General features: G+C 42.5%; 9 protein-coding genes. 6 read left to right on the forward strand and 3 right to left on the reverse strand.

The features are described from left to right. Nucleotide 1 precedes the first annotated feature (1 nt). Genes NH153_RS09605 through rpoS form a run of 3 tightly spaced genes read left to right on the forward strand, consistent with a single transcriptional unit; the run spans nucleotide 2 to nucleotide 2,490 of the window. Entirely contained in the window at nucleotides 2–580 is a 579-nt protein-coding gene (locus tag NH153_RS09605) for a YqaA family protein (RefSeq protein ID WP_063703243.1), read from the forward strand. 42 nt (nucleotides 581–622) lie between these two features. After that, nucleotides 623–1,447, forward strand: coding sequence for a peptidoglycan DD-metalloendopeptidase family protein (locus tag NH153_RS09610; RefSeq protein WP_063703244.1), 825 nt, complete (start codon nucleotides 623–625; stop codon nucleotides 1,445–1,447). A gap of 59 nt (nucleotides 1,448–1,506) precedes the next feature. Next, nucleotides 1,507–2,490 carry an RNA polymerase sigma factor RpoS gene (gene rpoS, locus NH153_RS09615; protein ID WP_063703245.1) on the forward strand — a complete coding sequence of 328 codons (984 nt, stop codon included), beginning with the start codon at nucleotides 1,507–1,509 and terminating at the stop codon, nucleotides 2,488–2,490. Nucleotides 2,491–2,575: 85 nt separating this feature from the next. Here rpoS and mutS read toward each other — a convergent pair whose 3' ends face one another. Then, nucleotides 2,576–5,149 carry a DNA mismatch repair protein MutS gene (gene mutS / locus NH153_RS09620; protein WP_063703246.1) on the reverse strand — a complete coding sequence of 858 codons (2,574 nt, stop codon included), beginning with the start codon at nucleotides 5,147–5,149 and terminating at the stop codon, nucleotides 2,576–2,578. A gap of 21 nt (nucleotides 5,150–5,170) precedes the next feature. Between mutS and NH153_RS09625 the strand changes: the two genes are divergently transcribed. Then, nucleotides 5,171–5,668: a nicotinamide-nucleotide amidohydrolase family protein gene (locus tag NH153_RS09625; protein WP_063703247.1), complete on the forward strand. Its 498-nt coding sequence runs from the start codon at nucleotides 5,171–5,173 to the stop codon at nucleotides 5,666–5,668. A gap of 58 nt (nucleotides 5,669–5,726) precedes the next feature. Further along, the gene (gene recA / locus NH153_RS09630; RefSeq protein ID WP_063703248.1) at nucleotides 5,727–6,773 is read left to right on the forward strand and encodes a recombinase RecA; all 1,047 of its coding nucleotides are present in this window, start codon (nucleotides 5,727–5,729) and stop codon (nucleotides 6,771–6,773) included. A gap of 479 nt (nucleotides 6,774–7,252) precedes the next feature. On the opposite strand, the gene NH153_RS09635 is transcribed toward recA, so the two are convergent. Further along, nucleotides 7,253–9,376 carry a TonB-dependent siderophore receptor gene (locus tag NH153_RS09635; RefSeq protein ID WP_063703249.1) on the reverse strand — a complete coding sequence of 708 codons (2,124 nt, stop codon included), beginning with the start codon at nucleotides 9,374–9,376 and terminating at the stop codon, nucleotides 7,253–7,255. 193 nt (nucleotides 9,377–9,569) lie between these two features. Further along, on the reverse strand, nucleotides 9,570–10,736 hold the full coding sequence (locus NH153_RS09640) for a DcaP family trimeric outer membrane transporter (protein ID WP_063703250.1): 1,167 nt from the start codon (nucleotides 10,734–10,736) through the stop codon (nucleotides 9,570–9,572). Nucleotides 10,737–11,018: 282 nt separating this feature from the next. Between NH153_RS09640 and acs the strand changes: the two genes are divergently transcribed. Then, complete coding sequence (gene acs, locus NH153_RS09645) at nucleotides 11,019–12,959, forward strand: acetate--CoA ligase (RefSeq protein ID WP_063703251.1); 1,941 nt, start codon at nucleotides 11,019–11,021, stop codon at nucleotides 12,957–12,959. The last annotated feature ends 33 nt before the right edge of the window (nucleotides 12,960–12,992 follow it).

The following is a 12,992-nucleotide window of genomic DNA, read 5'->3' on the forward strand; positions in this document are numbered from 1 at the left end:
TTTGAAGTTGTTTACTAAGTTATATGATATGGCGCTGGTATGGGCTAAACACCGTCATGCGGAGCGTTATTTAGCAGGGATGAGTTTTGCTGAATCAGTTTTTTTTCCGGTACCACCGGATGTTATGCTAGCCCCTATGTCGCTAGCTCAACCAGATAAAGCATGGCGTTTTGCCAGCTTTACTACAATAGCCTCTGTGATTGGTGGTATTTTAGGTTACTTACTTGGCTTTTGGTTATTCGAACCTGTGGTCGAGCCTCTTATTGCCCAAATGGGTTGGCAAGCCAAATTTGACACAGCACTAGGTTGGTTTGAAAACTACGGTGTTTGGGTAGTCTTCTTAGCGGGCTTCTCTCCTATACCTTATAAGGTTTTTACAATCGGCGCTGGTTTGATGCAAATGGCATTCTTACCGTTTTTAATTGCCTCAGCTGTCGGCCGTGGCGCGCGTTTCTTTTTAGTGTCGGCCTTGATGAAATGGGGTGGCGTTAAAATGGAGCAAAAATTACGTCAATATGTTGAAGCGCTTGGTTGGGGATTAGTTGTTTTAGTCGTGGTTGCGTACTTTTTGCTACGATAACCCGCAAAACCATTAAATTAGTACGATAAGGAGCATTTTACGATGAGCAGGCAGTTAACAGTCTATGTTACTTTGTTTCTTAGTATTTTGCTCTTTGGCTGTACTTCTCGCGAAGCACCGGCGCCGGTCAGTAGTTTAGATAATAAAGTTAAACCCGCCACACGCAAAGTAAATATCTCAGGCTCAAAATATGTAGTCAAAAAGGGTGATACTTTGTACTCAATTGCTTTTAGCGCTCAACAAGATTTTCGTACCCTTGCGAAAATAAACGATATTCCAGCACCTTACACTATCTTCCCCGGACAGAGTGTTTTGCTCACAAAATCGGCACAAAAACAAAAAAAGACGAAAAAATATACGAATTCGAGTAAAAAGTCTACTGTTTCTATACAAAAAAATAACAAAAAATTAAAAAAAGAGCTTGATCAGCCAAAACAACGAGAGTATGTTCAGAAACAAGCCAACAAAATAATTAGTGAAAAAAACAGTAATTCTAATGCAAAAGTTGTATGGAGCTGGCCGGCAAAAGGCAAGGTTACGCAACGCTTCTCTAATAAAGAGAATGGCTTTAAAGGATTACAGATTACTAATAAACAAGGGGCTTCTGTTTTAGCTGCTGCACATGGAACTGTGGTATACGCGGGCAACGCATTGAGGGGTTACGGTAATTTAATTATTTTGAAACATAATGATGATTACCTAAGTGCTTACGCGCACAATTCAAAGTTGCTTGTAAAGGAAAAACAGGAAGTAAAGGCGGGGCAGAAAATAGCAGAAATGGGCAGTTCAGACTCTTCGGTTACGGCTTTGAGATTTGAAATTCGTTATCGGGGTCAAGCAGTCAATCCTGCTAAGTATTTACCTTAGCCATTAGGGTATTGATAAAGTGATTTAGCTCAATCACATATTTGCTCGGGAGGACGCTTATGGGTCACACAGCAAAACTTGAGAAAACAACTGACGCGATTGACGATAAATTTGATGACACGGTAATTGAAGATGATTCACCAGAGTTACTAGAAGAAGTCGACAACGATGATGAAATTTTTGCAAAGGATGAAGTTGCCAAGAATCTAGATGCCACTCAGCTATACCTTGGTGAAATTGGCTTTTCTCCGCTATTAAGCGCAGAAGAAGAAGTCTATTTTGCTAGAAAAGCATTGAAAGGCTGTGAAGCCTCTCGCAAGCGAATGATTGAAAGTAACTTACGTTTAGTGGTGAAAATTGCCCGCCGCTATAACAACCGAGGTCTTGCGCTGCTTGACCTTATTGAAGAAGGTAATTTAGGCCTTATTAGAGCCGTTGAAAAATTTGACCCAGAACGAGGTTTCCGTTTTTCAACTTATGCAACGTGGTGGATACGTCAAACCATTGAACGTGCCATCATGAACCAAACACGTACGATTCGCTTACCTATTCATGTGGTTAAAGAGCTAAATGTTTATTTAAGAACAGCCCGTGAATTAACACAGAAACTTGATCATGAACCAACCGCAGAAGAAATTGCAGAGTGCTTAGATAAGCCGGTTGAAGATGTTACTAAGATGCTGCGTTTAAACGAAAAAATCACCTCGGTGGATACACCAATTGGTGGTGAAAATGACAAAGCATTATTAGATATCATCGCCGATGAAAAAGACTATGGTCCTGAAGGCGAAGTACAAAACAATGACATCAACAAGCACATTGTTGATTGGCTAGGAGAGTTAAACCCGAAACAGCGTGAAGTACTTGCTCGTCGTTTTGGTTTACTAGGCTATGAGCCATCAACCCTTGAAGATGTTGGTCGTGAAATTGGCTTAACACGTGAGCGTGTAAGACAAATTCAAGTGGAAGCATTACGTCGCTTAAAAGACATTTTGCAACACGAAGGTTTAAGTACAGATAGCCTATTCGACCAATTCACCTGATTTGACAACAATACATAGGCCTTCGGGTCTAGAACACACAAAAAAGCTGACGTTACGTCAGCTTTTTTTATATCTATGTTTATACCTACAGTAAATCTTTTAATTGATACAGTAGTTGGTGTGCTTGTCTTGGCGTTAGGCTGTCTGGATCAAGCTGTTTTAAGGTTAATTCAAGCTCAGAAGGTTCATCATCAAAACTTAATGTTTGCTGTTGCTGCTCAATGGGGGCCGTGACAGGTTGGTGGTTTTCGAGCATTTTTAGCTTTTGTTTGGCTTGTTGGATCACCGCTTTTGGAACACCGGCCAAGGCAGCAACTTGTAGGCCAAAGCTTTTGCTTGCTGCGCCTTCAAGCACAGTATGCATAAAGGCAATGGTGTCGTTATGCTCAATGGCATCAAGGTGCACATTAACCAGCCCAGGTTTTTGTTCTGCTAGCTCTGTTAGCTCAAAATAGTGGGTGGCGAATAAAGTTTTTGCGGCAATTTTTGATGCTAAATAATCAGCTGTTGCATAGGCAAGTGATAAACCATCATAGGTTGAAGTACCGCGACCAATTTCATCCATCAGCACCAGTGATTGCGCTGTGGCGTTATTTAAAATTGTTGCCGTTTCTGTCATTTCAACCATGAAGGTTGAACGCCCTGATGCTAAATCATCACTTGCGCCGATACGCGTAAAGATACGGTCAATATTACCAATTTCTGCGCTATCAGCAGGTACGTAAGAGCCAATATGGGCCATCAAAACGATAAGCGCGGTTTGGCGCATATAGGTTGATTTACCACCCATATTTGGACCTGTGATAATCAACATTTTCCGGTCGTTATTAAGCTCTACTGGGTTGGCAATAAACGGGTCTTTCATTACCTGTTCTACCACCGGATGGCGACCTTGTTTAATGCTGATATTATCGTTATCGCATAATGTTGGTTTAGCGTAATTAAGCGCTTGTGCACGTTCAGCTAAGTTGTTCAATACATCTAAATCAGCCAGTACGGCTGCCATCGTTTGCAGTTGCGCAATGTGCGGAGCTATAAACTCAAAGAGTTGCTCATAAAGCTGTTTTTCAAGCGCCAGCGCTTTTGATTGGCTACCAAGTACTTTATCTTCGTGCTCTTTAAGCTCAGGGATAATATAGCGCTCATTATTTTTTAGCGTTTGACGGCGAATATAATCGGCAGGAACCAAGTGCGAGTTAGCGCGGCTAACCTCAATAAAAAAGCCATGCACCTTGTTATAGCCAATTTTTAAGGTGCTAATGCCAGTGCGCTCACGCTCACGTTCTTCAAGCTTTTCGAGAATATCAGTTGCACCTTGGCTTAACGCACGCCATTCATCGAGCTCACTGTTATAGCCCGGGGCAATCACACCCCCATCGCGAATAAGCACCGGTGGGGTTTCGATGACAGCACGTTCTAGTAAATCTTGTAGCTCAGGTAATTGCTGTGATTGCGCAATTATTTGACTAATACGTGGATCGTTGGCGTCCAGAAGTAATTCGTGTAATGGTGCCAGAGCTTGCAGTGCACTACGTAGGCGCGTTAAATCACGTGGGCGTGCTGTGCAAAGCGCTAAACGGGCGATAACACGCTCAATGTCGCCAATTTGCTTTAATGACTCTTGTAGCTCACCACATAATTGCGCATCGATAATTGCACTGATTGCGTTTAGTCGAGAGTTGAGCTCTGTTTTGCTGCGCACAGGGGTATGAATACGGCGTTTTAATAAGCGTGAACCCATCGCAGTCGCTGTTTTATCAAGTACTTGTGCAAGCGTGTTTTCGTAGCCGCCCGATAAATTTACCGTTAGTTCAAGATTTTTACGAGTTGCAGCATCTAAAATCACCGCGTGTTCGTTTTGCTCAAGGGTAATCGCACGAATATGCGGCAGGGCAATACGTTGAGTGTCTTTTACATATTGCATTAAGCAGCCCGCAGCCACCAAAGCAGCGTGTGCTTTGTCTACACCAAAACCAACCAGATCTTTGGTGCCAAATTGGTCGCACAGTAAGTGCTGGGCTGTATCTAAATCAAACTCCCATTCTGGGCGACGACGTGCGCCTTTGATATGCTCAATTAGGTGCACATTTGTAAATGTTTCACTATAGAGCAGCTCAGCAGGGGCTAAACGCTGTAATGTTGAGCTAAATGCTTCATCAGTATTTACTTCTAACACATTGAATCTGCCAGAGTTAATATCTAAATAAGCAATACCATATAAGCCTTGTTTACTTTGCCAAACGCTGGTTAGCAAGTTGTCTTGGCGTTCTTGTAATAACGCTTCGTCAGAAATAGTGCCCGGTGTAACAATGCGCACAACTTTACGCTCAACAGGGCCTTTGCTGGTGGCAGGATCGCCAACTTGCTCACAAATAGCCACCGACTCACCCATTTGTACAAGGCGAGCTAAGTAGTTCTCTACGGCGTGATAAGGCACACCTGCCATTGGAATGGGATCGCCACCGGCTTTACCACGATGAGTCTGAGAAATATCAAGAAGTTGCGCAGCACGCTTGGCATCATCGAAGAAAAGTTCATAAAAGTCGCCCATACGATAAAACAGTAAAATATCCCGATGCTCGGCTTTTATTTTTAGATACTGCTGCATCATAGGGGTTTGTTGATTTATAGTGTGCGGTGCATAAAGATCAAACGACATGTATTTACCCAAAGGCTGAATATGGAATTACATCAAGAGATTAAAACACTTGCTGCGAAATTAGGAGCTATTTTAACGGATAAACGCTTATGGATCACTACCGCAGAATCATGCACCGGTGGTGGAGTAAGCTACGCCTTAACCGATACTCCTGGTAGCTCTAATTATATTGACCGCGCATTTGTCACTTATAGCAACCAAGCAAAACATGAACTCATTGGCGTAACAGAACAAACCTTAAATAGCTTTGGTGCGGTGAGTGAGCAAACAGTTGTTGAAATGGCATCGGGTGCAGCAAAAGCTGCAAACGCCGATATCGCAATTGCAATTTCGGGAGTCGCAGGACCCGGTGGCGGAACACTGGATAAACCTGTGGGGTTAGTTTGGTTTTGTATTCATTTTGCTGGTCAAAACTACCCAAGCAAACAGGTTTTCGCTGGTGACAGAGCTGAAGTTAGACTGCAAGCTATTGTTTATTCATTAAAAACTGTAATTGAATTGATAAAATCTGAAAATTAGCTTGATACTGTGATTTCATACAGTATACTGTCTGCATTAGCCGGATTTGGAGAACAGAATGAACGATAACAAACAAAAAGCCTTGGACGCTGCTTTATCACAAATTGAGCGTCAATTTGGTAAAGGCTCAATTATGAAACTGGGCGATAACAAAGCCCTAGACATTGAAGCAATCTCAACAGGTTCACTTGGTATCGATATCGCATTAGGTATTGGTGGTTTACCTACAGGCCGTATTGTTGAAGTGTATGGTCCTGAATCATCAGGTAAAACAACACTTACTTTACAAGTTATCGCTGAAGCTCAAAAACAAGGTAAAACGTGTGCATTCGTAGATGCTGAGCACGCTCTAGATCCTGTATACGCGCAAAAACTGGGTGTAAACATTGATGAATTACTTGTTTCTCAACCTGATACTGGTGAGCAAGCATTAGAAATCTGTGACATGTTAGTTCGTTCAAGCGCTGTTGATGTAGTTATCGTTGACTCGGTAGCAGCTTTAACACCAAAAGCTGAAATCGAAGGCGACATGGGTGACTCACACATGGGTCTACAAGCTCGCTTAATGTCGCAGGCATTGCGTAAGCTTACAGGTAACATCAAGCGTTCAAACACGCTATGTATTTTCATCAACCAAATCCGTATGAAAATTGGTGTTATGTTTGGTAACCCTGAAACAACAACGGGTGGTAACGCACTTAAATTCTACGCTTCAGTACGTATTGATATTCGTCGTATTGGTTCTGTGAAAGAAGGCGATGAGGTTGTAGGTAACGAAACTCGCGTTAAAGTTGTTAAGAACAAGGTTGCTCCACCGTTTAAACAAGCTGAATTCATCATCATGTATGGTGAAGGTATTTCTAAACAAGGCGAGTTAATTGATTTAGGTGTTAAGCATAAACTTGTTGAAAAATCAGGTGCTTGGTACAGCTACAATGGCAACAAAGTTGGCCAAGGTAAAGCAAACTCAATTAAGTTCTTAAAAGACAACCCAGAGATCGCAGATGAGATCGAAGGTAAGTTACGTGAGATGCTATTACTTCAGGCAACTGTGCAACCAGAAGATGGTGAAGATGCAGGCCTATTAGCTGAAGACGAGCTATAAACACCGCAAAAGAGTACAGTTAAGCGTGATTTGACCCGCACTTAACACAAAAAAGACCGCTACACAGTTAGCGGTTTTTTTATGGGTGAAAGCTAGCAAGGGGAAAGTTAGAAAGAGTAAAGTTAGCAAGGGGAAAGTTAGAAAGAGTAAAGTTAGCAAGGGGAAATTAGCAAGGGGAAATTAGCAAGGGTAAAGTTAGAAAGAGTAAAGTTAGCGAGAGTAAAGCGTTTTGACGCGGGGTAAACCGCCGTTACAGGAGCAGGCAGTAGTTTGTAGCAGCGATTTTATATCGCGTTTAATCACTACATTGTTGGCGGTATTCAATGGTTTCGTGTCGATTAAAGCTGTCAGAACACTCGATAGTGCCTGTAACTTTCCCCTTTCTAACTTTACTCTTGCAACTCTTTCATGAAAAAGCCGCATATGATGCGGCTTTTCATGTACTTAAAGCTTAAAACTTTCAGCTTCTAGCTCAAAGCTTACAGTTGCCAGTTGAAAGACACTGAGTAGTTACGTGGTGCGCCATAATAACCTTGTGCCCAGAAAAGGCTTTGGATGTATTTTTCGTTGGTCACGTTATTAACGTTCAAGTTAACGCTCATATTGTCATTAATATCGTAGGTTGCCATTAGGTTTAATAGGCCGTAAGCATCTTGCGTAGTAGTGATAAGTGCAGCATTTGTTGCCGCATCACGCACTTGTACGCGTTTTGTATCGTCTTGCCAACGATAGTTTAAGCCAAAGGTTAAACCATCAATCTCAGGCACTTTATGAGTGACAGCAAGTTTGAACTGGTTTTCAGGCGTGTAGTCTTTTACTAATTCATCACCATCAATGTTTAGGTTGCTGTAGCTAAAGCTCGCACTTAGCGTTTCGTTGATTTGACCACTAAGCTCTACTTCAATACCGTCGCTGTTAATGCCATCTGCGCCATAGTAACGAGTGTCATCAGGTAATGAATCAGGAATGGCAATCGCAAGGCCTACTTGTTTAGCGTCAAAATAAGCAACAGTGACAAATAAATTGTCATCAAGTAACTGCGCTTTTACACCAATTTCACTGCTTTTACCTGTGATTGGGTCTAAGTAATCGCCATTGATGTCACGCTCTGTTTGTGGAACAAAGGTTTCTGTGTAGCTTGCGTAAGTTGATAAGCTTTCATTGATATCATACACAGCACCGAAGTAAGGCACGGTTTGGTCAGTGTCTTTGTCTTTTGCTACGCCGTAAGAGGCCCCTTCAGTTTCCCAATTTACTTGGCTCACACCCGCTAAAACACTGAATGAGTCAGTTGCACGGATACGTGTTGAAATATACGCTGAGCGTTGACGGCTGGTGATATCAGCACCTGTTAAACCATCGGTAAGTGTTGGCACTGGCGCAACACCATCCCAACCACCTAGCTCTGGCATTGCAGGGAAACCATTGCCTGTAGTGTAGTCATACAATGATTTATCTTTGTTATCCATATCTGCTTGGTTTACACCAAACGACAGATCATGTTCCATACCAAATAAATCAAATTTACCCGTTGCGTAAATATCTAAAATATCGTGCTTATCTTTGTGGTCATATTCACTCGCATAACCCGTTAAGCCAAGACCTGTTTCTCTATCAGGTGTACCATAAACATAGAAAAGCTCTGAGTCTTGCTCATTTTCTAGGTGTGCGTAGCTGGCTTTTAAGAACCAAGTATTGGTAATTGCTTGCTCAATTGATAAGAACAACTGCTCAGTTGTATTATTCCAATAAGACCAATCAGACGCAGTGCTGGTTGAAGCATCAAAGTTTGTTGCTGAACCATCGCTGTAATAAAGCGGTAAGGCACCCCAAAGTGGGCTGTCAGCATCTTTCTTTTGATTTACGTAGTTTGCAGTGACTACTGTGCTGTCAGTTAGCTGACCTTCGTAGGCTAGGTAATAAATTGTTTTATCTTGCTCGTAACGGTCAAGGTATGACTCGGTTTTGTGCTTGGTGAATACAGCACGTACAGCGTGGTTTTCGTTGATAGCAGTTGAGGCGTCAAGCTCTAAACGCTTGTTGTCCCAAGAGCCATAAGATACAGATGCATTAACTTGTGTTTGGTAAGTAGGGCGCTTTAGAACCATATTCACGGTTGCTGATGGATTACCTGCACCGGTCATTAAACCATTGGCACCACGTACAATTTCAACACTATCAAAAATAGACGTATCAAGAGTACCTTGGATTGAACCGTTATCTTGTGGCATGCCCATGCCATTAACTTGGAAGTTGGTGATCTCAAACCCGCGAGCTTTAAAATAAGTACGGTCAGTTTCGATTTGCTCAACCGTCACACCCGGTGTGCTTTCTAACACAGCATTAAGGTTATCGAGTGAAAAGTCATCCATTAATGCACGTGAAACAACAGAGATTGACTGTGGTGTTTCTTTAATGGTTAGCCCTAATTTGGTCGCTGATTGTGCTTCTTCTGTGATGTAGTTTTTATGATGCTGGCCATACACGGCAATTTTTTCAATTGCTTGTTCTTCTTTTTGTTGTTCTGCAAAAGCGTGGCCACTTAAAAGTGCTGAGGTCACTAGGCTTAATTGAGATAAGCGCAAAAATGTTGTTGATGACATGCAAAGTTCCAATTAGTTCAATGAATAGTGAAATTAATGCGTAATTTAATCTAAATGAAAATAATTTGCAATTAGACTTTTCTGTTTTAGTGAATTATGGTTTGCAAAAAGCTAAAAGGGGATCACTGTAAATAAAAAGCAGAAATAAAAAAAGCGGCCGAAGCCGCTTCAGGAAGTAAAATAAGCTTAAATCTTAAAATACGTATTTTGCAGAGAACTGCAGACGATCCATATCGCCATCAGTACCACTTTCAAGCTCACGCTCCGCATGTTTAAATTCAACACCAAAGGTTAGCTTTTTAACAGGTGAGTATAAAAGGTTCGCACTGTAGCTTTGGCTCGTTTTAGTTGGGTCGCCAGATACAGCAAGTAAGTCTGTGTTATTATCAGCTGAGAAGAATGAATAAAGGAAAGTTGAACGCCATTGGCTGTTCCAGTTTTGTTGATAAGCAATGAAACCCGATGTTGAATCAATCGCGTCTAAATCATCACCGTCAAGCACAGCACCATTTGCTACGTTTAAACCAATGTAACGGCCTAGACCTGAGCCTTGGGTTAGCATGAATTTTAAGTTGTTTTGACCAAAATTAACTTTACCAGATGCACTGATACCGAACGATGATGTATCTGCATCAATGCCATTTTGTTTGTAAGTTAATTGACGAGCAAGACCGGTAAATACTAATTCACCCCAATCAGCTTTGTGCGCATAACGTGCTGTAAAGTCAGGCATTGATGCATCATCAGTGGCAACACGTGCACCGCCTACTGTAACAGTGCTCTCAGGGTTTTCTAAAGAGAATGACCAGTTACCTGTAGTGTAGCGTGCCTGTGCTTGACGCACGAACACAGTACCTTCAGCAGGACCAACGAAATCAAGTGTTTCTGGCAATGCACCAACGTTTTGGAAGTTTGACCATGCTTGACCAAATAGCCAACCATCATAAGTTACAAATGCTTGGCGAATACGTGGTGCGTAAGAGTTACTGACACGTTCGTTACCGCCTGGTGCTGAAGCAATAAAGTCGATTTCGATTTTGGTATTAATCGTTTTGCCATCATCTAGCTTAGTTGCTGTGCCAAGGCTAAAGCGAGATTGGCGTGCATGCATGTCGAATACTGCATCGCTGTCACTGTCTGCGCCTACCGGTGTTGTACCAGGGACATAGAAGTCACGGCCAATGCTACCACCAGCTGGTACGCCAGCAGAGTAATCACTCCACATGGCATCAAGTTTTACATAGCCACCATAAGAAACGTCTGTGTTGCCAATGGTTGCAGCGTTAGCGGTACCTGCAAGTGCACATAAAACAGCTGAAGCTGTCAGTGTTTTTAATGCGGTTACTTTTGTTGTTGTCATAATGTGTATTCCTGTCGAAGCTACTTGTTGATTGCATTAATGTTGTTGTATCACTGTTGTTTAAGAAATGACTTCTCTCAATTATCTATTGGTCTATTAGACTAAGGTGGTAAGTGGTTCAAAATCGCTTACCGGCGTACATTGGACTAGATTATAGAAGGCGATTTAGAAGTTTTTTGTGAAATGACAAGATATACAACTAAGGTCTAATACTTTCAGGGGCTTTGCTGAGTGATCCTTGAAGCAGGCCGTAGGCAAGTAATTAAAATGGAGACGACAACAATGTCAGAAAGTATCTATCCAGTACCAGCGCATATCAAGAATGCAGCATTAGTTGATAACGATAAATATAATACACTGTATAAGCAATCTATTGATGACCCTGAAGGATTTTGGCGAGAGCACGGTAAACGCCTTGATTGGTCAACTCCTTATAATAAAGTAAAGAACACCTCATTCGACAAAGGCCACATCAGCATTCGCTGGTATGAAGACGGCCAACTTAACGCATCTTATAACTGTATTGACCGCCACCTTGCCACTAAAGCCGATAAAACAGCCCTCATTTGGGAAGGCGATAACCCTGAACACAGCGAAAATATCAGCTACCAACAGCTTCACGACGAAGTCGCAAAATTAGCCAATGGCCTTAAAAAGTTAGGCGTATCAAAAGGTGATCGCGTTGCTATTTATATGCCTATGACACCGCAAGCTATTTACGCTATGCAAGCGTGTGCGCGTATTGGTGCGATTCACTCTGTGGTATTTGGTGGTTTCTCTCCATCAGCGATTGCTGACCGAATTAATGACTCTGGCGCTAAAGTGGTGATTACATCAGACGAAGGTCGTCGTGCTGGTAACTGCGTACCACTGAAAGCAAATGTTGATGAAGCGGTATCACAAGACTCAGTAACCACCGTTGAGCACGTTATTGTTCATCAACTAACAGGTGGTGAAATTGAATGGAATAGCCATGATATTTGGTGGCATGAGCTTGTAGCTGACTTACCAGCTGAGTGTGAGCCAGAGCCAATGAATGCAGAAGATCCGCTTTTCATTCTTTACACTTCAGGCTCAACGGGTCAACCAAAAGGGGTGGTTCATACTACTGGTGGTTACCTCGTTTATGCATCGATGACACATGAATATGTGTTTGATCTTAAAGAAGACGATATTTTCTGGTGTAGTGCCGATGTGGGCTGGATCACAGGTCACAGCTACATTGCTTACGGTCCATTAGTGAATGGCTGCACGCAAGTGGTTTTTGAAGGTGTGCCAACTTACCCAACGGCGGGCCGTATGGGTGAAGTGATTGATAAACATAACGTGACTATCCTTTATACAGCACCAACAGCTATTCGTGCATTAATGGCGAAAGGCGATGAGCCAACAGCGACTTCAACACGAAATAGTTTACGTATCATGGGTTCTGTAGGTGAGCCGATTAACCCTGAAGCGTGGGCATGGTATTACGAGCACATCGGTAATGAAAACTGTCCAATCGTAGATACGTGGTGGCAAACAGAAACTGGTGGCATCATGATCACACCATTACCAGGTGCGACAGATATGAAACCAGGTTCGGCAACTCGTCCATTCTTTGGTATTGCACCAGCCTTATTTGATGCTGAAGGTAATACACTCGAAGGCGCGGTTGACGGTAACCTTGTTATTCTAGATAGCTGGCCATCACAAGCTCGTACAGTGTATGGCGACCATGAGCGTTTTGAACAAACCTATTTCTCAGCATACCCAGGTGTGTACTTCACAGGTGATGGTTGTCGCCGTGATGAAGATGGCTACTACTGGATCACAGGCCGTGTAGATGACGTACTAAATGTATCAGGTCACCGCCTAGGTACTGCCGAAATCGAAAGTGCATTGGTTGCTCACGAAGCAGTAGCAGAAGCGGCTGTAGTGGGTTACCCGCATGATATTAAAGGTCAGGGCATCTATGTTTACATCACTCCAAATGAGGGTGTTGTAGTAAGCGATGAACTAACCAAAGAGGTCCGTAACTGGGTTCGTAAAGAGTTAAGCCCAATTGCATCACCAGATATGATCCAATGGTCTCCAGGTTTACCGAAAACTCGTTCTGGTAAGATCATGCGTCGAATTTTACGTAAAATTGCGGCAAATGAGCACCAACAGCTTGGTGATACCTCTACACTAGCCGATCCAAGCGTTGTTGATGAGCTAATCGAAAACCGATTAAATCGTTAAAATCGCGTTAAAAACTTGATTAGAAGTTGATTC

The organism is Pseudoalteromonas gelatinilytica (assembly GCF_001641615.1).
Lineage (GTDB): Bacteria > Pseudomonadota > Gammaproteobacteria > Enterobacterales > Alteromonadaceae > Pseudoalteromonas > Pseudoalteromonas gelatinilytica.